At 54.3% G+C, this 25,723-nt stretch carries 23 protein-coding genes, 1 tRNA gene and 2 pseudogenes; 8 read left to right on the top strand and 18 right to left on the bottom strand.

Translation table 11 applies throughout. The features are described from left to right. Positions 1–51: 51 nt before the first annotated feature. From H6G13_RS18745 to H6G13_RS18735, 4 genes and pseudogenes are all read right to left on the bottom strand, one after another. On the bottom strand, positions 52–1,602 hold the full coding sequence (locus H6G13_RS18745; RefSeq protein ID WP_190485599.1) for an N-acetylmuramoyl-L-alanine amidase: 1,551 nt from the start codon (positions 1,600–1,602) through the stop codon (positions 52–54). 206 nt (positions 1,603–1,808) lie between these two features. Then, positions 1,809–3,185, bottom strand: a complete 1,377-nt coding sequence (locus tag H6G13_RS28360; RefSeq protein WP_199306449.1) for a DUF2330 domain-containing protein — start codon at positions 3,183–3,185, stop codon at positions 1,809–1,811. Between the two features lie 27 nt (positions 3,186–3,212). After that, positions 3,213–3,713: pseudogene (locus tag H6G13_RS28800) on the bottom strand (RnfABCDGE type electron transport complex subunit D); the annotation flags it as partial. A gap of 415 nt (positions 3,714–4,128) precedes the next feature. Then, a complete protein-coding gene (locus tag H6G13_RS18735) occupies positions 4,129–4,623 on the bottom strand; it encodes a hypothetical protein (protein WP_190485596.1) in 495 nt (164 codons plus the stop codon). A gap of 500 nt (positions 4,624–5,123) precedes the next feature. Here H6G13_RS18735 and H6G13_RS18730 point away from each other — a divergent pair, with 500 nt between their 5' ends. The 4 genes from H6G13_RS18730 to H6G13_RS18715 all read left to right on the top strand — a co-directional run bounded on the left by H6G13_RS18730 (position 5,124) and on the right by H6G13_RS18715 (position 8,487). Next, the gene (locus H6G13_RS18730) at positions 5,124–6,257 is read left to right on the top strand and encodes an aminotransferase class I/II-fold pyridoxal phosphate-dependent enzyme (protein WP_190485594.1); all 1,134 of its coding nucleotides are present in this window, start codon (positions 5,124–5,126) and stop codon (positions 6,255–6,257) included. Positions 6,258–6,478: 221 nt separating this feature from the next. Beyond that, entirely contained in the window at positions 6,479–7,036 is a 558-nt protein-coding gene (locus tag H6G13_RS18725) for an N-acetyltransferase (RefSeq protein ID WP_347277505.1), read from the top strand. Positions 7,037–7,133: 97 nt separating this feature from the next. Further along, complete coding sequence (locus tag H6G13_RS18720; RefSeq protein ID WP_190485922.1) at positions 7,134–7,913, top strand: A24 family peptidase; 780 nt, start codon at positions 7,134–7,136, stop codon at positions 7,911–7,913. Positions 7,914–7,932: 19 nt separating this feature from the next. Further along, a complete protein-coding gene (locus H6G13_RS18715) occupies positions 7,933–8,487 on the top strand; it encodes a hypothetical protein (RefSeq protein WP_190485592.1) in 555 nt (184 codons plus the stop codon). On the opposite strand, the gene H6G13_RS18710 is transcribed toward H6G13_RS18715, so the two are convergent. From H6G13_RS18710 to H6G13_RS18700, 3 genes are all read right to left on the bottom strand, one after another. Further along, a complete protein-coding gene (locus H6G13_RS18710; protein ID WP_242028416.1) occupies positions 8,488–9,588 on the bottom strand; it encodes a radical SAM/SPASM domain-containing protein in 1,101 nt (366 codons plus the stop codon). It lies immediately after the preceding gene. A 47-nt stretch (positions 9,589–9,635) separates the two neighbouring features. Further along, positions 9,636–10,286, bottom strand: a complete 651-nt coding sequence (hisIE, locus tag H6G13_RS18705; RefSeq protein WP_190485590.1) for a bifunctional phosphoribosyl-AMP cyclohydrolase/phosphoribosyl-ATP diphosphatase HisIE — start codon at positions 10,284–10,286, stop codon at positions 9,636–9,638. 143 nt (positions 10,287–10,429) lie between these two features. Beyond that, on the bottom strand, positions 10,430–10,606 hold the full coding sequence (locus H6G13_RS18700; protein ID WP_190485588.1) for a hypothetical protein: 177 nt from the start codon (positions 10,604–10,606) through the stop codon (positions 10,430–10,432). Between the two features lie 221 nt (positions 10,607–10,827). On the opposite strand from H6G13_RS18700, the gene H6G13_RS18695 reads away from it, so the two are divergent. Beyond that, complete coding sequence (locus H6G13_RS18695; RefSeq protein ID WP_190485586.1) at positions 10,828–11,955, top strand: spermidine/putrescine ABC transporter substrate-binding protein; 1,128 nt, start codon at positions 10,828–10,830, stop codon at positions 11,953–11,955. Here the strand turns inward: H6G13_RS18695 and gntT are convergent. Further along, positions 11,952–13,262 (bottom strand): guanitoxin biosynthesis MATE family efflux transporter GntT, encoded by a 1,311-nt coding sequence (gene gntT / locus H6G13_RS18690; protein WP_199306370.1) that lies wholly within the window; start codon positions 13,260–13,262, stop codon positions 11,952–11,954. The two genes, H6G13_RS18695 and gntT, sit on opposite strands and share 4 nt — an antisense overlap. Positions 13,263–13,288: 26 nt before the next feature. Continuing rightward, positions 13,289–14,044 carry a HEAT repeat domain-containing protein gene (locus H6G13_RS18685; RefSeq protein ID WP_190485584.1) on the bottom strand — a complete coding sequence of 252 codons (756 nt, stop codon included), beginning with the start codon at positions 14,042–14,044 and terminating at the stop codon, positions 13,289–13,291. A gap of 151 nt (positions 14,045–14,195) precedes the next feature. On the opposite strand from H6G13_RS18685, the gene H6G13_RS18680 reads away from it, so the two are divergent. Next, the gene (locus H6G13_RS18680) at positions 14,196–14,855 is read left to right on the top strand and encodes a dienelactone hydrolase family protein (protein ID WP_190485582.1); all 660 of its coding nucleotides are present in this window, start codon (positions 14,196–14,198) and stop codon (positions 14,853–14,855) included. 468 nt (positions 14,856–15,323) lie between these two features. Then, a complete protein-coding gene (locus tag H6G13_RS18675) occupies positions 15,324–15,965 on the top strand; it encodes a DUF3386 domain-containing protein (RefSeq protein WP_190485580.1) in 642 nt (213 codons plus the stop codon). A gap of 128 nt (positions 15,966–16,093) precedes the next feature. Here the strand turns inward: H6G13_RS18675 and H6G13_RS18670 are convergent, their stop codons facing one another. The 9 genes from H6G13_RS18670 to H6G13_RS18630 form a co-directional block, all read right to left on the bottom strand. Next, positions 16,094–18,202, bottom strand: coding sequence for a TIGR00300 family protein (locus H6G13_RS18670; RefSeq protein WP_190485577.1), 2,109 nt, complete (start codon positions 18,200–18,202; stop codon positions 16,094–16,096). Between the two features lie 223 nt (positions 18,203–18,425). Continuing rightward, on the bottom strand, positions 18,426–18,833 hold the full coding sequence (locus H6G13_RS18665) for a hypothetical protein (RefSeq protein WP_190485575.1): 408 nt from the start codon (positions 18,831–18,833) through the stop codon (positions 18,426–18,428). A 496-nt stretch (positions 18,834–19,329) separates the two neighbouring features. Then, positions 19,330–20,358 carry an ABC transporter permease gene (locus tag H6G13_RS18660; RefSeq protein ID WP_190485573.1) on the bottom strand — a complete coding sequence of 343 codons (1,029 nt, stop codon included), beginning with the start codon at positions 20,356–20,358 and terminating at the stop codon, positions 19,330–19,332. A 205-nt stretch (positions 20,359–20,563) separates the two neighbouring features. Then, on the bottom strand, positions 20,564–22,237 hold the full coding sequence (locus H6G13_RS18655) for an ABC transporter substrate-binding protein (RefSeq protein ID WP_190485571.1): 1,674 nt from the start codon (positions 22,235–22,237) through the stop codon (positions 20,564–20,566). A 161-nt stretch (positions 22,238–22,398) separates the two neighbouring features. After that, entirely contained in the window at positions 22,399–23,121 is a 723-nt protein-coding gene (locus tag H6G13_RS18650; RefSeq protein WP_190485916.1) for a response regulator transcription factor, read from the bottom strand. Between the two features lie 234 nt (positions 23,122–23,355). Then, positions 23,356–23,427 (bottom strand) — tRNA-Asn (locus H6G13_RS18645). Positions 23,428–23,605: 178 nt separating this feature from the next. Further along, positions 23,606–24,154, bottom strand: coding sequence for an NYN domain-containing protein (locus H6G13_RS18640; protein ID WP_190485569.1), 549 nt, complete (start codon positions 24,152–24,154; stop codon positions 23,606–23,608). A 154-nt stretch (positions 24,155–24,308) separates the two neighbouring features. Further along, on the bottom strand, positions 24,309–24,977 hold the full coding sequence (locus tag H6G13_RS18635; RefSeq protein WP_190485567.1) for an energy-coupling factor ABC transporter ATP-binding protein: 669 nt from the start codon (positions 24,975–24,977) through the stop codon (positions 24,309–24,311). 41 nt (positions 24,978–25,018) lie between these two features. Continuing rightward, positions 25,019–25,294 (bottom strand): hypothetical protein, encoded by a 276-nt coding sequence (locus H6G13_RS18630; RefSeq protein WP_190485566.1) that lies wholly within the window; start codon positions 25,292–25,294, stop codon positions 25,019–25,021. 295 nt (positions 25,295–25,589) lie between these two features. Here H6G13_RS18630 and H6G13_RS18625 point away from each other — a divergent pair. Next, positions 25,590–25,723: pseudogene (locus H6G13_RS18625) on the top strand (photosystem II D2 protein (photosystem q(a) protein)); the annotation flags it as partial.

Below are 25,723 nucleotides of genomic sequence, written 5' to 3'. Positions count from 1 at the left end.
GACTTAGAGTGCGATCGCAACAGTCTGCAAGATTTCGCGCAGGTCTTGAGGCTAGGGATTTTGCTGAAGATACTGGAGAATGCCGCGTGCGATCGCATTGGCCATTGTCTCTTGCCAGGCCGGATCTCGCAGCCGAGGCGCATCTTGAGCCCCAGTGACAAAGCCCAGCTCTAGCAGGGTTGCTGGCATGGAGGTGCGGCGGATCACAAAGAAGTTCGCCTGTCGCACACCTCGATCATTCATGCCGGTCGCTGCCAGCATGCTGGCGTGAATAGTCGCTGCTAGCCGCCGCCCAGACTCAGAGGCGTAGTAAGACTCAGTGCCATTGACCTCGGGTCGGCTGAGGCTGATCGCATTGGCGTGAATGCTGACAAACACGGTGGCATTAGCCCGCTCGGCAACATCGACTCGGGGCTGCAGCTCCACAGTGCGATCGTCATAGCGAGTCATGATCACGGTGACGCCCTGGCTCTCCAAAATCTCCCGCACTCGCAGAGAGATCGGAAAGATCACGTGTTTCTCCTGCAGACCGCCAATGCCGACTGCACCCGGGTCAACCCCGCCGTGACCCGGATCTATTACGACCACCCGCCGCTCGTTACGCACCGAAGGTGGAGGAGCCGCTGGCCGGGGTGTGGGCGGTGGGGTAGTGGGGGTAGGTGGCACAGCGATTGGCTGAGTCGGTCTGCTCGGTGGCGGCTGGGCTGCCACGGGCGATGTCGCTGTTGGGGGCGGGCTGTCAGGAATCGAGCTAATCGCCACCCCCCGAGGCGGCAGCAAAATTACGCCGCCTTGGTTGTTCAATACTCGCCAGTCAGGACTGGCCGCCGCTAGGGCCAGCGTGATTCGAGTGGTGGGCGGGTCTGACTCTAGCTGGGTTATCTCCCAAGTGATAACGCTGTAGCGGTTGCTGGGCAGGGCGATGGGCCGGAGGGTAGATGCGATCGCAGTATTGGGTAGCTCAATCGTTAACTGGCGGTTATCCGGCCCTCTACCGCTCTGGGTCACCCTGGGCTGAGGCACATTGCCGCTAACCCGCAGCAAAAAGCCGTCCCCAGTGGTTGAAATGCCCTCTAGCTGAGCTGCTCCCCTAGCGTTGCCCTGGCGCACGATTTGATTGGCAGCGCGTTGGTTAGCGGCTTGGCCGGGGGCTGCTTGACTAGGGGGCGCGGTCTGGGGTGCGCCCGAAGCAGGCGTTGCGGCGGCAGTACCGGGGGCAGGCAGCTGCACCACCCACTGGTTAGCGCTGAGGCCCCGCACCTCGACCTGCTGAGGGCTAACCGCGTAGCTCTCACTCAGCTCAATCACAATACGAGTAGTCTGAGCATCAAACTGGCCTGCCCTCACCTCGCGCACGGCTCCACCTACCCGCTGGCTCTGAGTGGCCCGGCCCAAAGTCGTCCCCGGCAGGTCTACGACAACGCGGGTGGGGCTAAAAATCATCTGCGCCCTCGGCTGCACCCCTACATCGGTGGTGAAGGTGAGCCGATTATTCTGGGCATCGAACCACCAGGACTGGAGCTGCGCTGCTTCAGCCGGTAGTGTAATCACCAGCGCACTCAACGCACTCAATGTCCCCGGAATTAGCCAGTGAGAATGCAAACCTCGAAAGTCTCCCAAATTGCACGGGTTCTTAAGATGCAAAGGATCCGACCGGAAAGGCCGGATCGCTGGAGATAACTATACCAGCCTGAAAATTATTTGCATCAGGGGATACGGTATCTCCGGAAGATTGCCCATAGCGCTACAAACCCTCTCTATATAGTAGTCTTTCACCAGACAAGCCCGGCTTTTCGAGTTCTTACGCTTTAGGGCCACAGCCGACGCCACCAGGGAGTGGGGGCAGTTTCTACTGCTGGCAGCTTCCGGCGAATCTCGGAGACATCCCAGCCGGTCAGTCGAGCTAGGGTTTGGGCCTCGCGCTCAAACCGCTCAGGCAAAGATCTGCGGTAAGCCTCTGCGGCTTCACAGGCTGCTCCTCCGCTAAACGCATGGCGCAAAATGTACCGACCCTGAAAATTTTCGCGGTTTGACGTTTCCTGAAATACCAAGTCCTCCGGAAACTTGTCGCGGGCATAGCGAACGTGCAGACGAGTGATGAAGACATTATTGCCTGGAGGCGGCATCAGTCCTGTCCGGGCCTGTGCCTGTGCCGATCCGATCCAAAAAACGCCTGCCTGGCGCAGTTCCTCTGGTGTTAGGGGATTGGCGGCGCAGGGGTCGCACCAGCCCATGTCCCAGGCATATTCAAGGAAGGCAACGCTGCGGTTCTCCTGCTGGTGGCTGAGCTGAAACATGGAGCGGTAGAAGTCGCTGAACTCGTCCTTCACGAAAACTGGAATCTCAGCCTCAGAGGGAATTTTCACGGTGCGGTAGTTGGTCACCTCGACCTGCCCAGAGGGCGTTAGTAGATACACCATTAAATCCTGCTCCTGCTGAGCGTTGACCATGCCCAGCCGAATTGGCAGCATGAATCGGGGCGACTCATAAGCCATTTGTAGCGGCCGCAGAGACTGGAAGCCGCCGCGATCAAACTCCTCCAGGTTGACCTTAGCAACAAAAAACTTCATGCCCTGGCGAATGTAGGGCTGCAGCAGACCGCTGGCCCCAGATGGCAGCTGGTAGTCGTTTTGCCGCAGCCAAGTTTCTAGCCCGTCTGATTCGCGGGCGCTGAGGATAACAATGTCGTATTCACCCACGGAAAAGCTGGCTTCTACGGTGACGCCTAAGGACTGATCGGCAGCGGCTCCCCTGGCAGCCTGACTGGTCAAGCTACCAGGGGCCATGCTTGGAGCCATGGGGTAAACCGGGGCACAGGGATCGGGGTCGAAATATTCCACTAAACGGGGGGCGCTAAAGGCATCGAGCCGCTCCACAATGGCCGGATCGCCTACGTTGACCTGATCCTCAGTGAGCAGCACTGGCACCGGCACTACCAGGGCAAAGTCCTGCACATCGCCCTGGTAGTCATTGGCCATCGTCAACACGGTGCGGTTGCCGTCTCGCGCAATGATCACCTGCGATGCCTGGTTGTAGAGGCTGGTATCGGCCTTGGCCACGTAGAAGCCGCAAAAGGCCCAGGCAGCCGGAACTAGAGTAAAGAATGCGATCGCAACCCCACCAATTATCCCCAGCGAGGGGCCTAATCGCCTCAGCAGCGAAGTTTTCCCCAGGGTTTTCCACATGAAGGTGGGGGCAGTCCACAGGTGATCCAGCAGCAGCGTTAATGGCGACAGGGCAAATAGCGCCCAGAAGACTGCTGTGGGCAGGTACAGGTAGTTTCGTAGCCAAAAGGTGAGCAGTGCGATCGCAGCTGCCCACAGCAGCCGCGCCGGACGAGCATTGGGAATGGCGCGGGGGTCGGTCACCATGAATAGGGCAAACAGCAGCAGCGATCCGCTCATTAGCCGGTGTGACCACACGTCCCAGCTCCAGCCCAGCCAGAGATTGCGCAGTGCCTCTAAAGCTGCATAGGTGCTGAGAAAGGCCAGGGTCGTATCCCAGCGGCCTACCCGCTTTAGCACCAGACCTCCTGCCCCCAGAAAAATTAGGGCGTACCAGGCTTCCTCGCCCCACTGGCCGGGAGATACCCAGGCATCATGGGTCAGCAGCAGCACGGCAATAATGCCGAAGTTGGCCGGGTTAAAGAAATGCTTGTCGCCCACCCGCAGCACAAACTTACTCGCGATCGCAAAAAAGCCTGCCAGCGCCATCGTCGGCAGGTGATCCACCCGCAGCAGCAGGCTGAGGCCCAGAGCAGTAATTAAAGGACTGCGCCAGTTAAAGGGAGCAGCAGGCAGCGGCTCAGCGGCATGGTCCACAGTGTCTAGCGTGGGAGGCAGGCTGTGCCCTAACTTGATCCAGGCAGCCGCTCTTGTCATTAACCATTGGGTCAGTAGGCAGGCTGCGATCGCACAGCCCACTCCTGCCGGTCGCAGAGTCCAGTCGCGAGTCGCTAACCCCAGCAGCAAAAACAAAGACAGGAACAAGATCTGATAATCGCGGGCATCTCGCAGCACAGCCGGTCTCCTTCTAAACACGCGGTTGCTGCCAGTATGGCGGTCGAATCAGCTCCCAAAAATTTGGTTACCGCTTTTGTAACCACTGAGCAACGCCTAATACCTGTGCTCAGCCAAGGCTAAGGCTGGCTGGCTGCGGCTGGGCTTGAGCTTGGCCCCAAACAACTGCTGCATCGCTACCACCGAGCGATTCTACCTGCCAGGTCGCAGGCACCCAGCCCGAAGCCAGCCAGCCTTCGTCAATGCCGTCAAAAACGATGGCTTCACTGCCCCGATAATTGAAGCAGAAAAATGACCCCGACCCTGAGTCAGAGCCCGAGAAAAGCACTTCGGATGAACTTAAATCAAATTGGCCAAAAACCCGGTCAAACTGCAGAACTGTTCGTGAGCGTTGATCCTGCAAAGCTGCAGTTAAATGACGCAGGTTAAACACTAAATGGGGCAGGTTAACTAAAAAGTCTCCCTCAACCGTCCCCAGCAGAAGATGGCCAGTCGTAAATCTATAGGAAAATCTAAACCAGCCGCTGCTAACTCGCTTTGATGATTGCCCTTGATGAGCTGTAGCAGCGGGAACAGAGGTACCTAAAAGATTTAGCCGGTTCATAGCGGTTGGAGAGATGTCAGTTTTTAACGAGAAAGCCTAAATCTGACCTCAGCATCAGACTTAGCGTTAGGCATTTGAAGGAACCAGTGGAAGGAAAAACCTCTGAAGCTACTTAAAAAAACTGCATTTCAAGGAACGGATTAATTTAGGAATGGTTGCAGAAAGACCCAGATTGAGATCGAAACAGAATACTTTTGGGCTGGCTATTTTCAAGACTGCAGGTAACAAGTTTTTGGCAAGTCTTGCTTTGCGAGGCGCTAATTTGCCTAATAAAAAATCCTATTTTATGTAAACCATGATACGAAAAAGACTTCAGTACAGTGGAATTACTTAGGGCTCTTTATGATTTCTTTTCCAAAATAAATCGAATGTTTAAGTACAGGTTAAGACAGCGCTTCGAGAATTGTGCTGGCTCCTATGTTTGCTGTGCGCTCCACCAAAAAGCAGGTGCAGGGTGCTAGCTGATTTAAGATCCTGCAGAAGCCTTCTAAACCCCTGCTATGCATATTGAAAGCCAGATTATCCGCGCGACGGCACCGAGTTCTGCTGAAAACATGGGGTCAGTCGTGCCCCCCATTTATCTGTCGTCTACCTTTGAACGCGCTGCCGATGGCACCTATCCGCACGAATATATCTATTCTCGCAGCGGCAATCCTAATCGGCAGGCGCTAGAAGCTGCGATCGCAACCCTAGAGCGCGGCACCGAAGCCGCCGCCTTTGCCTCTGGGTCAGCCGCTACCATGTCGGTTTTTCAGGCGCTAAAGGCTGGCGACCACGTGATTGCCCCACAAAACGTCTACTTTGGGGTGCAGGAAATGCTGCGGCAGATTTTTGCTCCCTGGGGCCTCGCTTTTGACCTGGTAGATACGACCGATTTGGCGGCGGTGCAGCAGGCAATAAAAGCCAACACCCGGCTAATTCTGATTGAGACGCCTTCTAACCCGCAACTGGCCGTCACTGACATTCGAGCCGCTGCCCACCTAGCCCATGAAGCCGGAGCTTCCCTAGCCTGCGACAACACAGTGGCCTCGCCCGTGCTGCAAAATCCGCTAGAGCACGGGGCTGACTTAGTCATCCACGCCACCACCAAATATCTGGCCGGACACAGCGACGTGATCGGCGGCATAGTCGTGACCCGAGAGCTATCTCCCCTATTCAACCAAATCCGTCTAATTCAAGGCATCGGCGGTGCGGTGCCCTCGCCCTTTGACTGCTGGCTGGCTCTGCGGGGGCTGCAAACCCTCGCCTGCCGGGTTCATACTCAGGCCGCAAACGCCCAGCGCTTGGCCGAGTTGCTCAGCCAGCATGGGGCGGTAGAGCGGGTGCTGTATCCGGGCTTGGCCGACCATCCGGGCCATGCGATCGCAGCCCAGCAGATGAGTGGTTACGGCGGCCTGCTCTCGATTTTGGTCAAGGGTAATCAGGAAACGGCCCTGGCAGTAGCCGCCAAGGTCAAACTATTTACCCGCGCCACTAGCTTTGGCGGTCCTCACAGCTTAATTGAGCACCGGGCTTCGATTGAGGCTCCGGGCACCCAAACTCCGGTGAATCTGCTGCGGCTGTCTGTCGGACTAGAGCATCCAGAGGATTTGATGGCCGATCTGGATCAGGCGCTGCAGGGCGCTGGTCAGTAGCAAGGCTTTTAGAGGCAAAGCATTGCAGCCAAGATCAAGGCAATCTTGCTAAGACTGCGGACGCAATGCTTTAGGAGTTTGTGCTGAATTACTCCGATAATGTGAAGGTCCAGAGCTGTGTGCCGCACCTTAAGCTGCCGCGCTCTATTGACAAATAGATCTGAACCGGGTGCGATCGCAGCGCCGAAATTACCCAGAAACTGCAGAGTAGGGGAAACGACGTGGAAGAGTCTAGGGGGCTACCGATCAAGATCAGGCCCGAACAGGTGAGTGACTACGGAGCCATTGCCCAACTGCACACGTTGGCCTTTGGTCAGTCAAGTGAAGCTCGGCTGGTTGAAAAAATTCGCCACTCCGTTGCCTATGTGTCAGATCTGGCCCTAGTAGCAGAGATCAACTGTCAGATTGTGGGCCACATTTTGTTTAGCTACGGGCAGCTTGTGGGAAAAGACACAGTGCCAGTGCTGGTGCTGGCCCCACTAGCAGTGCTGCCTCAGCATCAGCGGCAGGGCATTGGTAAGCGACTGGTGCAGCAGGGCCTGAGAGCCGCTAGAGCTAGGGGCAACTCGCTAGTGACGGTGTTAGGAGAGCCAGCTTACTACAGCCAGTTTGGCTTTGAACCTGCTGTCCGCTACGGCATTGAGTCTCCTTTTCCTGTGCCAGAGGCCGCTTTCATGGTCAAGCTAGTCGGCCAAAACTCTGACCTGTTGCACGGCAAGCTGCAGTACGCACCCGCCTTTGATGACGTGATCCAGGAGGCTACCCATGCAGAGGCTTAGGTTGATGGCCTATCGGCGCAACGGGGTATGCTGCGAAGAATAGCGGTTTTGTTTTAATGCCTTGCTGTACGCGCTGATTCCGTCGCTGCTGGTGTTTATGTTGGGGGCTGCCGTAGGCAGCTTTCTGAATGTGGTGATCTACCGCATTCCGGAGGGGCTATCGCTGCTGTATCCACCCTCCCGCTGTCCTCGCTGCCACACCCCGCTCAAGCCCTACGACAATGTGCCCGTCTTTGGTTGGCTCTGGCTGAGAGGCCGCTGCCGCTATTGCAAAGCACCCATTGCCGCCCGTTATCCGCTGATCGAGGCGTTCACGGGAGGGCTGTTTTTAGCAACTTTCTGGCTGTTTGGCTTCTCTGGGTTTACGCTGGGCTACTGGCTGCTGCTGAGCTGGCTGGTGGTGCTGACGTTTATCGACTTTGATACCCTGACGCTGCCCAATTCCCTCACGCAGTCTGGGCTGGTTGTAGGGCTAATCTTTCAAGCAGCAATGGGGTATAGCGAAACCGGATCGGTCGCGGCGGCAGTGCATCGGCTGATGGGAGGCGTGATTGGGGCCGTGGTGGGGGTCTGGCTGTTTGACCTGATTACTCTGTTTGCCTCGGCAGCATTGGGGCAGACAGCGATGGGCGGCGGCGATGCTAAGCTGGCGGCGATGTTGGGGGCCTGGCTGGGCTGGCCGGGGGTTTTGCTGAGCGGATTTTTGGCCTGCTTGAGCGGGGCCGTGGTGGGGGGTAGTGCGATCGCACTGCGCCTAATCAGCCGTCGTCAGCCCATGCCCTTTGGGCCGTTTCTGGCATTGGGAGCAGTGATTGCAATTTTTTGGGGCGATGTATTGATTGGGGCTTATTTGAGGGTGTTTTTTCCGTCTTTGTAGGCGTAGGGAGGAGGGCGCAATGGAGGGGGAACGGCTGGGGAGGTATTTAACGCTGGGGGAGTTTTGTACCTGTACTCAGACATATCGCCGTTTTGCTGATGTGATTGATCCTTGGCCGAGACAGGATGAGACTTTGCAGGCGCTGAGAGACCTGAATCATTACCTTCTAGACCCCCTGATTGACGCGTTTGGCTGGGATGGGTTTCAGCTTACCTATGGCTTCTGCTCGGTTGATTTGAAGAAGTTTCTGGCCCAGCGTGATCCGGTCACGGGTAAAAAGTATGGCCGGGTGGACCCCAGCCGAGATCAGCACATGGCCCATGAGCGCAACCGCAATGGACGGCTCTACTGCTCTCGGCTAGGGGCAGCCTGTGATTTTTGGGTGGCGGGTGTGGGGAGCGATCGCATCCTCGACTGGCTTTTGAACCAGGCTCTTCCCTTTGACTCAATCTATTACTATGGCCCGGATCGTCCCCTACACCTCAGCTATGGCCCTGAGCACAAACGGGCTATCTGGACATTTTCCGCTGCAGGCATCCCCACCCAGCGTGGATTAGAACGCTGGCAGCCCTAATCAAGTTTCGCCCCAGTGGGGCTGCAGCCGCTTCATGAGGGGGTTGTAGAGCTTGAAGTAGGCAATAGAGCCGATCTGCCGCAAAACTGCTTTGGAAGTCGTATCGGCTCCCATGCAGCGCTGGCACACAGGGTTTTCTACCTGCCAACGGTCAAACCCTTGCCGCAGTTGACAGGCCGGAGCGGCGTTGAGAATATCTCGCAGTGGCTGCTCCTTGACGTTGCCCAGGGGAATTTGCCCCTCGAAGTCTTTGCAGCAGGGCACCACCGTTCCATCGTGGAGAATGCCTGCCTGCTGAGCGGCCCCATTGCAATAACCAAAGCTGGCAGGCACTACCGACTCGGCCTCGACATTGCCCCAGCTATCGAGGGGAAAGGTTTCTAGCACCAGCTTGGGATGCAGGGGAATAAGCTGCCAACGGCCAGGACGGTGGCGGTCGATTTGCTGCTCTATCCAGGCTGGATCAGGACGGTCGGGGAGATCTGCCAGAAGGTGGCTGGCCCACCTGCTGAGGGTTTCGCGCATTTGGTTCTTGCCTTCAACCACCTGCATGGGCTTGTGGGGCACTAGGAAAGGATTGGGAGTGGTGTCTAGGAACTTGATGTGAACTCGGGTGGGGCTGGTGGCTGCTTTGAGGTTAGTTTGCACATAGCGAGTGATGCCCTCGAAGTAGGCACTAGCCGAGAGCTTGGGTGGGGCACCACGCAGCGTAAAGGTGGAGGGATCGGGGGTTTGCAGAGAAATGGTAACTTTCGGAATGCCCGAATTGACTAAACGCTCGACGTGGTCAGGCTTGAGCTGGAACGTGCTGCCGTTGGTAGTCAAATGAAGCTGGAGGTGACGCTCTGCCGCCATTTCAATCGCGGCAAAAATGTCTGGATAGATCAGCGGCTCACCCATCAGGTGAAAGGTGATCGTTCGGGTGATGGGCTGTGCTGCCAACTCGTCTAGAATCTGTCGCAGCAGCTCCAGATCCATGTGCCCTCGCCTGCGCTCCATGATGGCATCGGGGCAAAACTCGCACTTGAAGTTGCAGACGTTGGTGACTTCAATGTGCAGGCGATCTAATAGAGCCATAGCCAAGTCTGAGCGAGACAGCATGTTTATGCCGTCAAGATACCAGACACGGCCGAATTCTCCCTGAGCCTTTAGCGGCGTCGTTCCTGCAACTTGCGGTAGACAGCCTTGATGTCCACATCGTGATGAGCTAGTGCAACCAGGGTGTGATAGAGCAGGTCAGCTACTTCCCCCGCGATCGCATCTGCCTCATCATCTTTAAAGGCCATGACGACCTCTGCGGTTTCTTCGCCAATCTTCTTGAGAATCTTGTTGTCGCCGCCCTCTAGCAGCTTGCAGGTGTAGGAACTGGGGTCCGGGTGGGCTTTGCGATCGCAAATCACCGCAAACACCTGAGACAAGGTATCTGCTGGGGGAGCCACCTTCTGCCCATCCACCTGATGGAAGCAGCTACGCTCTCCCGTATGGCAAGCCACATCTCCGATCTGCTCCACTGTCACCAGCAGCGCATCGCTGTCGCAGTCGTAGCGAATAGCCTGCACCTTCTGCAAGTGCCCCGAGGTTTCGCCCTTATGCCAAAATTCCTGGCGCGACCGGCTCCAAAACCAGGTATCGCCCGTCTCTAGAGTCTTCTGCAAAGACTCCCGGTTCATCCAGGCCATCATCAGCACAGTGCCATCGAGATAGTCCTGAACGATGGCGGGCACCAACCCCTGCTCGCTGTAGCGAATCTGGTCAATCGGTACAGCCGAGATAAAAGGAGCCTGGTAAGTGGAAGTCATGGCAGGGTCAGGAGCGTATTCATCTATCTAACTACTCTATGGCATCGCGACCCGGCAATGGAGTAATGCCGGGTCGCGACTAACGGCAGTCTGAGATTAATCGAGCTGCTAAAGTCTGCTCTCTGGCCTACAGACGGCTCGCTTTACTGACTTTTTGGGCGTTTGCCTGGGCAGCTTTCCCAAAGACAGACGACTTGGCCATTCTCATCGATACTCCAGTTCGCCACAATCTGAGGTTGAATGAGCCGCTGAATGAGGGGATTAGTAGCGGATTGAGTATTGATCCGGTTTGAGGAAGACTTAGGCTGTGTATAAGTCATGGGGCTACACCTTACAGGAAACGCAGCAAAGGGTAAACTATGAGCTTTAGTAAGCTACCTCTGACATTGTTGACCGGGATTCCATCTGAAGGAAGACGACATTCAATTCTCAAGTCTGAATTCTGGGTAGTTTGGAGCTAGGATCGGTTGGGTGTTGGCTAAGGCGTTTTTTTAACAACTTGTTCTTGTTGCATTTTTGACTGACCTGGGGAATCACAACTATGGCAGAATTTGAGTCTCAGCTAGGACGTCGTCTTCCTGGTGTGCGCACGGGGCGTCGTCACTTCCTGAAGCTTTCGGCAGGGGCCCTGTCTGGGCTTATGCTGTCCAACTGCCGACGGGGGCTGTCGGATGTGCAGGCTGGTGGAGATGGGCGCTCGGATCTCCTAGAAATCTATTCTTGGGCTGCTTATACCGACGATGAGGTGATCCGGGCGTTTCAGGATCAGACCGGCATTGAGGTGAGGGTGACGCTTTACGACTCCAATGAGACCATGTTGGCCAAGCTTCAGGCTGGCGGCGGTGGTAACTTCAGCATTGTCTACCCCTCTGACTACATGGTGCAGGAGATGATCGGCCTAGATATGCTGGCATCGCTCGATAAGAGCCAGATTCAAGGGCTGGACAATCTGTTGAACAACTGGGTCAACCCCGGTTATGACCCAGACAATACCCACAGCGTTCCTTTTGCCTGGGGCACCACTGGGCTAGTTTACAACCGCCAGTCGTTGAACCCTCCGCCGACGGATTGGGATTACCTGTGGCAGAGTCGGGCCGATTTGACCCGTCAGGTGACGCTGCTAAACGATGTGCGAGAGGTGATGGGAGCCGCGCTTAAGTCCTTAGGCTATTCCTACAACTCCACTAATCCGCAAGAAATTGAAGCAGCCTATCAAAGGCTAGTGGAAATTAGGCCAACGCTGGCCTCGTTCACCACGGATGCCTGGCAAGATCAGATTTTGGCTGGGGATCTTGCGGTGGCGATGGGCTATTCCTCAGATGCGATCGCAGTCCGTGAGGACGACCCTGATCTGGTCTACATCGTGCCCGATAGCGGCGCTTCGCTCTGGACCGATACGATGGCCATCCTTAAAACTGCGCCCAACCCCGAAGCTGCCTACGCCTGGATCAACTTCCAGCTTGATCCGCAAAATGCGGCTCGCAACGTAGAAAAGTTTAACTTTGCTACCCCCGTCAGGCCGGCCATTGAGCTGCTGCCGCCGGAACTGCAGGCCAACCAAAACCTTTTTCCGTCTGAAGAAGTTTTGAGCCGCTGCGAGTCTATCGCGCCCGTTGGAGATGCCGTCGATCTATACGATCGCTACTGGACTATGCTGACCAGCGCCTAACGCAAAGTCGCTGGAACCGTCATACCAAGCGTAATTGCCCGCAGGCTCATAAAGCTGGTCAGCGCCAGCCAGAGCAGGTGCGGGCTGGCGGTAGCCTGAGCTAAAAATGCCAGCGGCAAAAATCCTAGCCCAGCGGCGATCAGCGTTGAGTTGCGCAAGGTGTGACCGGCGGTTAGGCCCAGAAAATAGCCGTCGAGCAGATATGCGATCGCACCCATGCCCAAGCACGGCAGCAGCCACCAGACAAAGCGGCGCACCTCAATCAGCACGTCGCTGTGGCTGGTTAACAGGCCAAACAGCAGATCTGGAAACAGCGCCAGGGCTAGCGCAAAGGCCAGCCCCAGTGCAAGGCTGGTGCTGCCGCCCAGTCTGAGCAGGTAGCTGAGCTGAGTGCGATCGCGGCTGCCGTAAAACCGACCCGCAAAGCTCTCGGTAGCGAAGGCAATGCCGTCAATGAAGTAGGCAGACAGGGTCACGCCTTGCAACAACAGGGTATTGGCAGCCAAAACCTGCGTTCCCATAGCCGAGCTGAATTGGGTAAACATCGCAAAGCTAATGACCAGGGCAAAAGTGCGAATCAAGATATCTCGGTTGAGACGAAACAGTCCCTTCAGCGCTTGAGTTTCCCAAATTTGCGGAACAACGGCCCGCCATTGGGCCCAATTGCCTTCTCGCAGGACCAAACTCAGTCCGACTGCCAGCATTAAATATTGGCTCAGAGCAGTGCCCAGCCCAGCCCCCATACTGCCCCAGCCCCACAGGTTAATAAATAGATAGTTCAAGACAACATTGCTGGCGTTGCCGACGATCGACAGAACAATCACTCGCTGCCCCTGCTCTCGGCCCAAAAACCAGCCCAGCAGCACCAGGTTGAGCAGCACTGCCGGAGCATCCCAAACGCGGGCATTGAAAAAGTCGTAGCCCGATTGCTGCACTGCGGCTTCTGCCGTTAATAGACCAAACCCTAGTTCTCGAATCGGCACCTGCAGCAGCAAAATCAGCACCCCTAGGGTAAGTGCGATCGCACCATTGCGTAACGCAATCAACCGCACCTCGGCAGCATCTGATCGGCCCTGAGCCTGGGCAGTCATGCCGGTTGTGCCCATGCGTAAAAAGCCAAAGCTCCAGTAGACCACGTTAAAAATCACCGTGGCCAGCGCCACCCCTGCCAGATGGCGAATTTCTGCCAGGTGTCCCAAAAAAGCCGTATCTACAATTCCCGCTAGGGGAACCATCAGATTAGAGACAACATTAGCCGCAGCCAGCCGAAAAAAGTCAGCCCGAAAGGAGGCTTGAGCAGTTGCCATAGAAGGTTTCAGGCCCCAGCCTGCTCCTAAAAGAAGCCGTCTTGCTCAATATCTTCAATGGTCTGCAGCCCCCGAGTGTCGCCTATTTTCAGCAGAGCAGAGCGAGCATCTTCCCTTACGCCTAGGTCGTCGTCCTCGGCAAAGGTCTCTAGCAGGGCATCCACGGCGGTGTTGTAGACCACATTAGAGGGCAGTTCCCGACAGAGCTGGCCAATAGACCAGGCACAGTTGCTGCGAACGGCTGCCACAGCGTCGCGTCGCAGAGCTTCGATTAGGGGGGGAATGGTGACGATAACGGCTTCATAGCTGACATGAGCCATTTGGGCTAGAGCACTAGCGGCCCAAAGCCTTACTGCTGAAATGTCAGTGCGAAGAGCGTCTACTAGCGGCAGCAGGGTCCGGCCATCCCGGCTGTTGCCCAAGGCCCACACAACGCCTTTACGCACGTAGCCATTCCAATCAGTGTTGAGCCGTTTAACCAGCGGCTCAACGGCAGCGCCGCTAGTGTTGCGGCCCAGAGCATAGGCAGCACTGACCCTGACTAGAGGACACACATCATCCAACATGCCAATGAGAGCCGGGATGGCACGCTCGTCTTCTAGTTCACAAAAAACTCGCGCTGCCAACATGCGCTGCTGAGTCTCAGAAGACTCTAGCAACGGCAGCATTTCCTCTGGATCGTACTGCGGCCCACTCTCTTCCTCAATGGGTCCGAGCTGATCTAGAGGATCGGCAAACTCTACCTCTGGGTCCAGAGTTGTCAACTCATCTTCGTCATACATATAGCCACTTTATCGGTTAACGAACCACTTTGCACCTGCTTTTGGCGAGAGGAAAAAGTCATTCTATACGGGGACAACAGCCGGAAAAATCTATTCCCTTTAAGTGCGGATGATAGCCTCTTAGAGAACGGTTGCAGATGTGAGGCTTTAAATGGGTACAGATGTTGCGGGACTAGGATACTTGGCGCTGCCAGAGGCTGGATCGGGTGCAGGCGTGATAGTGCTGCAGGAATGGTGGGGCTTGGTACCCCACATCAAAAGCGTAGCCGATCGCTTTGCTCAGGCCGGTTTTGTCGCCCTAGCCCCAGATCTATACGGTGGGGAGAAAACGACTTCACCCGATGAGGCCGGACGACTAATGATGGCCCTAAACATTGAGAAAACAGCTCAAGATTTAGAAAATGCGGTTGACTATCTGCTGCAGCATGATGCTGTTGTTGGAACGAAGGTGGGTGTGGTCGGCTTCTGTATGGGTGGGCAACTGGCTCTGCTAGCAGCGACCATAAGCGATCGCATTGGCGCTGCCATCGACTTCTACGGCATTCATCCCAACGTTAAGCTGAATGTCTCTCAGCTCAGGGCTCCGGTGCTGGGTCTTTTTGGCGATCAAGATACGTTTGTGCCGCTAGAAGCGGTGGAAGATTTGGTTGCGACGGTGCGTCATGCGGGCAAACCTATTGAAACCCACCTGTACTCGGGCGCTGGCCATGCCTTCTTCAACGACGCTCGGCCAGAAGCGTATAACGAGGCGGCAGCGGCTGATGCGTGGGTGCGATCGCTCGACTTTTTTCACGAGCATCTGGTGGGTTGAGGGATAAGGCAGAATTTACCAGATCAGCTCACCCGCAAAAACCTTTGAATTCTGAGGATTTTCTTAAAGATCTTGGCGCTTGTTCCCAATTTTGAGAAAAATCAGCCAGATCGCGGATCTCTCATCTCAGCATCTGTCTTAAGATAGACATAACCCTATAGATTGCAGAGGAACCTACCGATGTCCCCCTTATCCCCGGTAGGTTTTTTCTTTTTAAACCTCATATGGATCCAATAAGCCTTTCCCGTCGCTAAAACTATCAGCCAGATTGCCGATTTTTCGTTCTGGCATCTGTCTTAAGGTAGACATAACCCTATAGATTGCAGAGGAACCTACCGATGTCCCCCTTATCCCCGGTAGGTTTTTTCTTTTTAAACCTCATATGGATCCAATAAGCCTTCGCCGCCCAGTATCCTGGAAATAGAGAACAGCCCGCCTTAAGGGTTTGAAAGTTACCAGGAGAATTGCATGGTTGGAACCCAAGTCTCAGCTCGAGAACTGTTTCGGGCTGCCTATGAAAACCGCTACACCTGGACTAAAGGGTTTCCCGGGTATAGCGCTGATGTCACCTATACCCGTAATGGGGAAGTCTTCAGCGGCCAGATTAAAGTCGGTGCCGATCTCAAGCCAGAGGTTACTGCGATAACCGATGAAGAGGCCCAAAAAGCAATTCACGGTCAGCTGTTTGAAATTGCCATTCACCGGGTTCGTCGGGACTTTGAAGATACCCACGGCAAGAACACCTTTGCTTACGGCAAAACCCTGGAGGATGGCTCTGTAGAAATTCTCATGGGCGGCAAGTCCGAGGGTGATCGCTACCAGCTGCGTAACAACGAGGTTTCTCTGGTTCACCGTCACATTCATGGTGTGGTTGTCACGATCAACACTTTTAGCAGCCATGATACGGGCGAGGGGTATCTGTCCCACCGCTACGACTCGGTCTACCACGACCCGACAACGGGTGAGCAAAAAGGCGGTCTTAGCTTGTTTGAAGACGACTATGAAAAGGTAGGCGACTACCACATTTTGTCTCGTCGCCATATTGTGACCCAGGGCGACCAGCCCGCTGATGAGGAGTTTCGCTTTTCCAACATTAAGCTGCTGGGGTAGGCGGCTGTCCTGCAAACCTTAGCAAGAAAAACTAGCAAAAGGAGAGGGGCCAGTCATTTGACTGGCCCCTCTCTTTTTGCTTCACGGTGCAGCTTTATTTGGAAGGCAGAAAGTTGTGGCCTCTTGCCTTAAACGACCGCATAAGGATTGTTGAGCCGGTCGAGCTGCTTCACCAGTAGGCTCAAAAACAGTCCCACATCGGTAACGACGCCCGTAGACTCCAGTGACCCCCGGTCAGCTAGCTTAGTCACTACAGCAGGGTTAATGTCTACACAGACCATCTTCACACCGGCAGGGGTCATATTGCCAACGCCAATGGAGTGCAGCATGGTAGATAACATCAGAATCATGTCAGATCCCTGCACCATGCGGGCATAGTCAGCCTGGGCTTTGAGCAGATCCATTTCGGTATCAGGCAAGGGGCCATCATCGCGAATTGAACCGGCCAGGGAGAAGGGCACTCCGTGTTTGACGCACTCGTAGAAAATGCCCCGGGTCAGCGCTCCCTGTTCCACGGCTCCGGCAATGCTGCCGTAGCGGCGAATGGTGTTGATGGCCTTGAGGTGGTGACGGTGCCCGCCTCGCACTGAGATGCCCTGGTTCATATCAACGCCGAGGGAGGTGCCGAGCATGGCCTGCTCGATGTCGTGAACTGCGATCGCATTTCCCCCCAGCAGCGCCTGAATGTATCCTTCGCGAATTAGGTGCGACAAATGCTCACCGCCGCCCGTGTGAATCACCACTGGGCCAGCCACCACGGCGACCTTACCGCCCTGATCGCGCAGCTTACGCAATTCCCAGGCTACCTGCTCCACAATTAGCTCTACCCGTCTTTCGCTAGAGACGCCAGAGCCCATGAAGCTAAACTCTTCGGTCACGGTCGTGCGATCGCGGCTGGTTGCCTTACGCACGCTGCGAATGCCGTCAACTCCAGTGACTACCTGATCGCCCACCTGCAGATCCCGCAGCAGCTTGCAGTGGACAACTGGCTCAGTAGCCGTTTGCTCGACAACAATAACGCCATCCATGCGCTGGTTATTGACCCGCACCCACTCGCCGCCTACGCGAATTTCTGTGGGGTAAATAGTTGTGCTATAAAAGTCGTCGGGAGCCACCCCGGCCTGGGAAATAGGTGTAAGCACCGCATCTCGGACGGCTTCGGGCAGCGTTGCAGCACCCAGATCAATAAGCTGGGCCATAATCTCGCCCATTACCTCAGAATCTGGAGCCGAAACCCGCACCTTGGCCGTAGAGGTACTCTGCCGCTGTTCTCCCAGCTCAAAGTTGAGCACCTGGAAGCTGCCGCCTCCTTCCACAATCAAATCTAGCGCCCGGTTGATCAGACCAGAATCGAGCAGGTGCCCTTCCAGGGAAATAGTGCGGCTCTCAATGGCTGCCTCAGCATGGAAGTCGTCGCGCACTGGCTCAGTAATGCGCAGCGTCAGGCACTTGGCGGCACCTCCTGCCTTCAAAAATTCTGTCAGCGGCGTCTCAAGCACCTGAAAACCGGCCTCGGCCAACCGCTGCTTTAAGCTGGCGCTGGCCTGATTCATGATGACAATTTGCTCGACGTTAACGGCATTACAGGCAAAATTGACAGCATCCGCTTCACTGATGGCAATTCGCTTGTGGGCCGGTACCCGCATCTCAATCAGGCGATTGGAGTAAGCGTCAAAGGCCGGAGGGTAGTAGAGCAAATAGCCCTCGGCCAGGGGGCAGAAGCAGGTATCGAGGTGGTAAAACCGCTCATCCATCAGCCGCAACGACAGCACCTCAATGTCCAACCACTGAGATACTAGGGCATGGGAATCAAGCTCGGTGCGAAAGCCGTAGCCAGCCCAGAGCCAGCGGCCCTCTCGATCGAGCAGCGCATCTCCGGCCCCCTCAAAGGGCAAATCCTTAGGCAGTTCGTGAACAGTACATCCCTGTTCCTCAAACCAGGCTTTGAAGTGGGGTTCTTCACCTTGGCGCTCTTTGTGAAGAAAACGGCTCAGCACCACCTGATCTCCCAAAATGAGACCGGCATTGGCCGTAAACACCATATCGGGCCATCCCTGCTGGGGCTTAACTAAATCAACCGCTGCATGGGTTGAAATGACCTGATAGAGACCCTCCCACTGCTCCTGAGCCGCTTCACGGGAGGAACGGTGGATATTACCCTCCATCCAGGGATTAATAACGTAGTCCACCTCATAGTGGTGCGGAGAGCACATGAGGAAGCGAAGAGGTGCCTTCATAAGTCCTTCAGAAGTAAGATTAGGGATGGACAGAACAGCCTGCCCAAAAAATATGGGTGCCAACGGAAATCTACAGCATGCTCCTGCAGAAAAATGCTAGGAGCCAACTCTTTATTTTAAACCCTCGAAGGGTTTGCTAAGAGCGTCACATCCTCAGGTCGAGAAACCCTGACTTTGCCGACCTCTGCTGCAGTCTATCTTTAATCCCCTTCTCTTCCCTAACCTAATGTGGTGATACGTTGATAGAGTCCGTGAAAAAGTGGGCTCTTGTCAGTCGACTGCTGGTCAGGCTGGCGCTAGTCAAATCCCCGTGCTTGAGACGATTTGCGATCGCAGGATCAAATTCTAAATAGCTAGCTTCATCTTCTAAGTCTGGCTCAGGCTGTACCTGTTTCGGCACCCGTTTCAAAACTTGAGCCTGGTTAAAAGCAGCGGGGGGCGCTTGGATAGAGGCCTGCCTTAAGTCTGCAGCGGTTGCATAGTTGGCTGAGGAGTCTAGGCCTACTGCAAGCAAAAATACACTGGAGCCAATCACAATAGCCAGCCTGAGATCGATTAACCGCAGTACCCAGTAGCCCCAATTCAAGAGCATCTGAAGCAGGTTTTGAGAGCCCTCAGGTTTGATTTCCACAGCTATAGTCCTCCGAGCAGACAACAACTTTACTGAGCGATAAGGCAACGGTCTTAATGTAGTAACTAAAAAGTTGCTTGACTGACCGCGAAAACCGAAGAGGCATTCTTTGCGGATGAGTTCGGCTGGTCGCTTAACTTCTCAGAGCAAAGTTATTTGAACTTTTACTTCTCACACCATATCAAATTAAGAGGTATTACAGAGAATAGCGTGTTCTGACAAGCTGACTTGGATGTAGAGCTCCCAAGTTTTCCGGATATTCCTATCAAATTTATCTATTCAAATTGTTCTAAGGATTGAGTTAAGGCAATTTTTAGCTCAAAATCCTACCTATTCAAACAGAGATATGGCCCTGCTCATGCCTGCAGTTTCCCTTAGCAAGCTCAGGTCGAATGCTGATCTGCTGGCTTTAAAGGAACCCCTATTATGAGAGTTGCAGTAAGAAGCGGTCTCAGCAAATTTGAGCAGAAAAGGCAGGCCCGATCCCATGTCAAAGCTAGTAACGAATGCGGGGATCAATGTAGGCATTAAGAATATCGATCAAGATACTAATGACTGCCACTATGACCGCAAAAAAGACCATCAAACCCTGCACAACGGGATAATCTCGTTCAGAGATTGCTTCGTAAAGTCGGTTCGCCAGTCCCGGCCAGGAAAAGGTTACTTCCGTCAGCACAGCGCCTCCGAGCAAAGAGGCAAAGGTGAGCCCTAAAACTGTAATGACAGGAATGAGCGCATTCTTGAGTGCGTGGGCTGTAACAATCCTTCTTTCCGAAATACCTCTGGCCCTAGCAGCTTCAACATAGTCTGCCCGCAGCGTCTGCTTGAGATTGACCCGCACAATTCTCTCAAATACGCCGCTAATCAAAATGCCCAAGGTTAAGCTGGGCAGTGCCAGATAGTATATTGCCGTACCAAATTGGGCCAAATTGCCTGATAGCAAACTATCCACCAGATACAGCCCGGTAAATCCCTGGGGCGCAGTCCCGCTCAGCGGGTAGCGGGTGCCAATCGGAAACCAGCCTAGCTGTACAGAGAAGATGAGCTGCAGAATCATTCCAAACCAGTACATCGGCACCGCGTAGGTAAGAATGCCAAACAGCCTCCCGCCCGCATCGAGGGCAGAGTTGGGGCGGGAGGCTGCGATCGCACCTACCCCCAACCCCACCACTGCCGCCACCACCATGCCGCACACCGACAGCTCTACCGTGGCTGGAAAATGGTTTTGAATAATTTGCCAGACGGTCTCCCCCTGGCTAGACAGAGAGCTGCCCAGATCAAAGCGCAGCAAATTGCCCAAGTACCGGACATACTGCAGCCAAATCGGGGCATCTAACCCTAGTTGACCGCGCAGAATATCCTTTGCTTCCTGAGGGGCTCTTGGCCCCAACAGGGCATCAATCGGATCGCCCGGCGTAGCCCTCAGCAGGAGAAACACCACTGTCGTAATCGTCCAGATCATCAGCGGTGCCAGCAGCAGCCGCACCAGGATGTAATATCGCAGTGCGCTAGATCGAGAAGCCATTAAATTTGCTCAGTAATCTGCTCATCAGCCTAGTTCAATTCACCCTCCCAGTAGGCCCGGCAACAGCCCGCCTGGTAAGCGACCCCGGAAACTGGGCCGCCCTAGCCCTACCAGCATCTCTGTGGCAAGGACGTCAGAAAGCCTAACCCAAACTACAGCCTTGACCGGCTAACGTTGTCTTCAGCTTTCTGACCAACGCCATAAATCATCCTTTGCTGATTGACCACAGCAAAAACTGCTGGGTTGGCTGAATAGCAACGCCATCCACACCACTCTGGGCAAAAACATAATCCTTGTTCTGCCACAGCGGAATATAGGGCACGTCCTCAACCAAGATGTTTTGCAGGCTCGTAAGGATCTCCTTACGGGCCTGAACATCCTGTTCTCCTCGCTGCTTCGCCACGAGGTCATTGGCCTCCTTGCTGTAGTAGAAAGAGCCGTTCGCTTGGCTGGCTCCCTTTTCGCACAGAGTTTGGATCGTTCCCTGATCGCAGCTCATAAAGGGCTGGATAAAGGTGTCGGCATCGTAGTAGTCCGGGTACCAGTTAGACAAAACTGCCGGATAGATCCCCTTCTCCACATTCTCCCAAAGCGTTGCCCCTTCTGTGCTTTGAACAGTGACTGTAACCAGTCCGGGTAGCCCTCTTTCGATAGACTCTTTCAGCGTATTGGCCACAATGCTACGGGTAGTTGAGGCAGACGGGTACCAAATCTCAAAGTTAAACGGATTAGCTTCAGAAAACCCTGCTGCCGTCAGCAGTTCTCTGGCTTTAGCAAAATCTCCGTCCCCATAAGCCTCTTTGAAAACCGGCTCGTAGATATCAAAGCTGGTCGGCAGCAAGCTGTAGAGGGGTTCGGCCTGCCCCTGAAAGACGCGATCGTTAATCAAATTTCGATCAATCATGGCCGCAACCGCCTGCCGCACTCTAGGATCGTTCAGGGGCTCGATTTTTTGATTTAGGCTCATGTAATTAATCACGGTGGTGCCGGCCTCTATGACCTGCCAGCCACCAGAGTCTGCCTCTCGCTCCAAACTTGCGATTTGGTCAGGGTCGAGGGTCTGATAAGCCACATCCAAACCGCCGGTCTTAAAAGTGTTGTAGAGGTTGGCTGGGCTGGAGAACATTTGGATATCGATGCCTTGGTTCTCTGGCTGTTCGCCCCAATAGTTCTCATTGACATCCAGCTTAATAGAGTCGCTGGTGAAAGAGGCTAGCTTATAAGGCCCAGAGCCAATAAAAGCTGCGGGCTGAAATTGCCCGGCACCGATTTCATAAGTGTCAGGTGGAACCGGGGTCACTCCCCAGAAGGTGAGCAAAGAGGTAAATGCGGCAAAGGGAGATTTGAGCTTGATCGTTAGCTCATAGTCTCCAGTAGCAGTCACAGACTCAATCTTTTCAGATAGCAGAAAAGCCGGACGGCCGCCGTTTTCCATGAACCGCTGAATCGAAAAGGCCATTACCTCAGCATTAAAAGGGGTGCCGTCGTGCAGGGTGACGTCCTCCCTTAGCGGCATGGTGTAGGTCAACCCATCAGCGCTGATATCGGGCAGAGCAGTGGCTAATTGAGGCTCTAATTCGGTTGTTCCGGGTTGATAGCTGTAGAGGCGATCGCCCAAGTTGTAGAGCAAGATGCCCGGAAAGATCTCATAGGCATCTGCTGGGTCTACGGTTCGAGCTTTGAGCGTGGTGCCAATGGTGACCCGTCCGCCGCTGCTTTCAGCTTGAGAAGTCGGTGCCTGGTTGGGGTTGCTGCCACACCCAACGACCAAGGCCAGACACAGGCTAAACAGTCCAACAAACTGACCAAACACTCGCCACTGGCGGCGAGACAGAGGGCTTCGCTGCTGCGATCGCAGCCTAAAGGCCGATGGAAACATAACCCCGCTCTCCCAATAAGGCACAAACAAACGATCCCGCCTATAGTGCGGGATCTCGAATCTGCATAGTTGTATCACCCCATGCCGTTACTCTGTCAATGCAGCAAAGTACCCATCCAAGGCAGTCAGGGGCGAATTTAGCGCTAAACAAAGGCAAATGCCTACTCAACGGCTGCCTGAACATCCGCTGGCAGTTCCAAGCAATAGCCTGCCCCGTAAACAGTCTTAATATACTTGGGATGCCGGGGATCAGGCTCGAGCTTAGTTCTTAAGTGCCGGACATGAACCCGAATGGTTTCGATGTCATCATTGGGTTCGTAGCCCCAGACTTCCTGCAAAATTTGACTGGGGGAAACCGTTTGACCGTGACGCTGCAGCAGACAGTGCAGCAGCTCAAACTCCAGGTGGGTCAGCTTAACCGTCCGGTCAAACCAAATCGCCTCATACCGCTCAGGAATGAGCGTCAGCGGACCGTAGTTGAGAATCTCGCTGTGCTTAGCCGCTTGGGGGATCCGATCCGTGCGGCGCAGCAAAGCCCGAACTCGGGCTAGCATTTCCTCTAGCTCAAAGGGCTTAGTTAGATAGTCATCTGCTCCAGCATTAAACCCGTCTACCTTGTCCTGGGTCTGTCCTAGAGCCGTCAGCATCAAAATAGGAATTTCGGATGTGCGCTTGTCTCGGCGCAACCGCTGACAGACAGTGAACCCGTCGACCTTAGGCAGCATGAGGTCAAGCATGATCAGATCCGGCAGCAGTTGAACTGCTAGAGCTTGACCCTTAATCCCGTCACTGGCTTGGCTAACGTCATAGCCAGCCATTTCAAGGTTAACTGCAACCAACTCTGCAATTGCAGGGTCATCATCGATGACGAGTATACGAGGCATCATTAAAACGGTTATGTCTATCTAAGACCAGGCGTAAAAGACCTGGAAGTTTATTGAAGCGCTATATAGGATTAAAAAATTCCTATACAGATTGTAAGCCAGCCGCCCAAATTATCCCCGATAACGGGTTCTTGAGCTTACTAGCTTAACGTTTGCTTTATATTAAAACCTTCTTTGCCTTTAAGAGTGTAGTGCTAACAACGACTACAGGCAAAAGAGGGTCTAGTTGGGAAACTCCCCAGGCAGGATTCGAACCTGCGACCAATCGGTTAACAGCCGACCGCTCTACCACTGAGCTACTGAGGATTGCGAAATTCATAGTAGCGAGAATTTTGTACCTTTGGCAACCCCTTAAGCAGAAATTATCCTGCAATCTTCCCCATCTCTCACCTCGAAGCTCCAAAGACTCCACTTTTAGGGCGGTTTGAGCCGTCAAAAGTGGCTCTAGAGGCAATGGGCTGGGCCTGCTTTTTCTAAGGAAGTCTCACTTCAGCCCAAATCTCAGCCGGGTCAACTTATCCCTGGCCCCTTGATCAAGAGTGTGCATGAGAGATCGTTTAACCGGCTTTTGCCGCTGCTTCTGGCGCTGTTTAATCTGGTTAAACGAAGTCTGTACCTCCGACTCAAGCTGAAGCGCCGACATCCATTCTGCTCCGTATCCCATAATCGTGAGTTGCTGAGCCCTGTCAGAGGTCGCAACAATCAGGCGCTGATTTAGGGAAGCTCTCTTGCCCCGGTGCTGAGCACAGACTCGCTCAATGTAGCTATCTGCTGTCTGCCCAAACCCTGTGTAGTAAACAGCTAAGTGCTGAGTAATTACCTCTTGAGCACTGGGAGTCGTCTGGGCATAAGCATCAAACACCAGATGAGTCTCAAAGCCTTGGTAAGCACTATAGTTGGCCAAGACCTCAATCAAATCCCCCCTCGCAATTTCTAGGCCACTCTGATCGCGGGCCTGCTTGAGCGAGGTCCAGGCACCAATGATGTTATAGCCATCCACCAACAGGTGTGCAGTGTAGGAAGGCCGACTCATGACTTCCGGTAAAGCTTATAAGAGGATTAGAAAATCTATAGCTTTACCTTACTTTATATTCTTTAAAACTGAAAAGCTCACCGCAGTTTTGCCCAGCGGCACCCGTTTTGTCTGGCAATCAATCGAGGCGAATTCCCAGCCTAAGGGTCCAGGCTCAAGGTTCTGAGCCTCCAGCCAACAAGCTTTTGAGCCTTTGGGGATGCCCTTGATCCTTGACCTGGCCATTCTCCAGTAAAAAGGCGCGATCGCAATAGTCCAACTCAATTAAGCGATGCGTCACCCAAAGGGCAGTCAACCCTCTTTCCTTAACCAACGATCTCACCTGCATCACCAAATCAATTTGGCTGTCAGGATCAAGCAGCGCTGTCGGTTCATCCAACAATAAAATGCTGCAGTGACGAGCAATGGCTCCAGCGATCGCCACTCGCTGCTTTTGCCCGCCACTAAGCGCATAGATAGGTCGCCGCTTCAGGTGCTCTAGATTGACAGCTGCCAGCGCCTCGTCTACCCGAGCCCGAACCTGGGCGATAGTCAGCCGCTCCTCTACAAGCCCAAACGCCACGTCTGCTCCAACGGTGGGCATAACCAGCTGATGATCGGGATTCTGGAAAACAAATCCCACCGGGTCGTGCACCTTAAAAGTGCCCGTTTGGGGCTGCAGCAAACCCGCTAAAATTCTCAGCAGAGTTGACTTACCACTGCCGTTGCTGCCCAGCAACATGCAAAACTCACCCGCCTCAACGGATAGAGAGCAGCCCTGTAGTACTGATTTTCCAGAGGGCCACTGAAAGCCTAAATCGTTAAGTGCGATCGCAGCAGTCAAAGCCTTACCCCCAACCTATAAAGGCAGCCCACCAATTTAGCCTATTGCTCTGTAGTCAAAGCAAAAAATCCAGGTGGCCGCCCAGAAGCCGTAGCTGTTCCCGACTTCTCAAATATTTGCACCGCCGCTAGTTCGCTCGACAGCACACTAATTTTCTTATTCGGCTGCTGATCACAGGTCAACTCAATAATCGTTGTACTCCCTGTACGTAGCCCTTCCAGCGCAGACTGATAGGCCGCTTCCGCTTCTTCCTCAGTTTTCTTCTGGACCGAGAGCGGTAGGGCCGTGTGCTTCAGTGTCAATTCAATCGTGAACATACCAGCGTTACCCAACAGAAAGTATCAAAGCGTAAAACGCACTACTTTGATTCTGTCAGCATTTCGCAGGAATGGGCAGATCCTCGTAATAAGCATAATTACTCAATCTTCCGTTTGGCTGAGAAACCACTAGAAGATCCCGAGCGAGATCCGTATAATGATAACCACGGTAAAGAAAAGTAAATACTGCTCATAATTCGTAGTGATTTATGCTTATTGCCTTAGATTTTCACTGCGGGTTCAAGGGCAGAGCCTTTATCTTCCCTACTTACATACTTTGTTTGGAGAAACGCGTATGACCATTGCAATGGGACGCGCTCAAGCCCAACGAGGAGCGTTTGACGTTCTCGATGACTGGCTGAAGCGCGATCGCTTTGTCTTCATCGGCTGGTCAGGTCTGCTGTTGTTCCCCTGCGCCTACATGGCCGT

Source organism: Pseudanabaena sp. FACHB-2040, assembly GCF_014696715.1.
Lineage (GTDB): Bacteria > Cyanobacteriota > Cyanobacteriia > Phormidesmidales > Phormidesmidaceae > JACVSF01.
The sequence above is the reverse complement of the archived record's forward strand: the minus strand, read 5'-3'. Positions and strand labels throughout refer to the sequence as shown.

Excerpts from the sequence above, each read along its gene's own strand:
- H6G13_RS18730 (WP_190485594.1), top strand. The coding sequence starts at position 5,124 with ATGCATATTGAAAGCCAGATTATCCGCGCGACGGCACCGAGTTCTGCT.
- H6G13_RS18670 (WP_190485577.1), bottom strand. The coding sequence starts at position 18,202 with ATGAAGGCACCTCTTCGCTTCCTCATGTGCTCTCCGCACCACTATGAG.
- H6G13_RS18660 (WP_190485573.1), bottom strand. The coding sequence starts at position 20,358 with ATGGCTTCTCGATCTAGCGCACTGCGATATTACATCCTGGTGCGGCTG.
- H6G13_RS18695 (WP_190485586.1), top strand. The coding sequence starts at position 10,828 with ATGGCAGAATTTGAGTCTCAGCTAGGACGTCGTCTTCCTGGTGTGCGC.
- H6G13_RS18700 (WP_190485588.1), bottom strand. The coding sequence starts at position 10,606 with ATGACTTATACACAGCCTAAGTCTTCCTCAAACCGGATCAATACTCAA.
- H6G13_RS18675 (WP_190485580.1), top strand. The coding sequence starts at position 15,324 with ATGGTTGGAACCCAAGTCTCAGCTCGAGAACTGTTTCGGGCTGCCTAT.
- H6G13_RS18720 (WP_190485922.1), top strand. The coding sequence starts at position 7,134 with ATGTTGGGGGCTGCCGTAGGCAGCTTTCTGAATGTGGTGATCTACCGC.
- H6G13_RS18710 (WP_242028416.1), bottom strand. The coding sequence starts at position 9,588 with ATGCTGTCTCGCTCAGACTTGGCTATGGCTCTATTAGATCGCCTGCAC.
- H6G13_RS18685 (WP_190485584.1), bottom strand. The coding sequence starts at position 14,044 with ATGTATGACGAAGATGAGTTGACAACTCTGGACCCAGAGGTAGAGTTT.
- H6G13_RS28360 (WP_199306449.1), bottom strand. The coding sequence starts at position 3,185 with ATGTGGAAAACCCTGGGGAAAACTTCGCTGCTGAGGCGATTAGGCCCC.
- H6G13_RS18735 (WP_190485596.1), bottom strand. The coding sequence starts at position 4,623 with ATGAACCGGCTAAATCTTTTAGGTACCTCTGTTCCCGCTGCTACAGCT.
- hisIE (WP_190485590.1), bottom strand. The coding sequence starts at position 10,286 with ATGACTTCCACTTACCAGGCTCCTTTTATCTCGGCTGTACCGATTGAC.
- H6G13_RS18630 (WP_190485566.1), bottom strand. The coding sequence starts at position 25,294 with ATGTTCACGATTGAATTGACACTGAAGCACACGGCCCTACCGCTCTCG.
- H6G13_RS18655 (WP_190485571.1), bottom strand. The coding sequence starts at position 22,237 with ATGTTTCCATCGGCCTTTAGGCTGCGATCGCAGCAGCGAAGCCCTCTG.
- H6G13_RS18715 (WP_190485592.1), top strand. The coding sequence starts at position 7,933 with ATGGAGGGGGAACGGCTGGGGAGGTATTTAACGCTGGGGGAGTTTTGT.
- H6G13_RS18640 (WP_190485569.1), bottom strand. The coding sequence starts at position 24,154 with ATGAGTCGGCCTTCCTACACTGCACACCTGTTGGTGGATGGCTATAAC.
- H6G13_RS18650 (WP_190485916.1), bottom strand. The coding sequence starts at position 23,121 with ATGCCTCGTATACTCGTCATCGATGATGACCCTGCAATTGCAGAGTTG.
- H6G13_RS18680 (WP_190485582.1), top strand. The coding sequence starts at position 14,196 with ATGGGTACAGATGTTGCGGGACTAGGATACTTGGCGCTGCCAGAGGCT.
- gntT (WP_199306370.1), bottom strand. The coding sequence starts at position 13,262 with ATGGCAACTGCTCAAGCCTCCTTTCGGGCTGACTTTTTTCGGCTGGCT.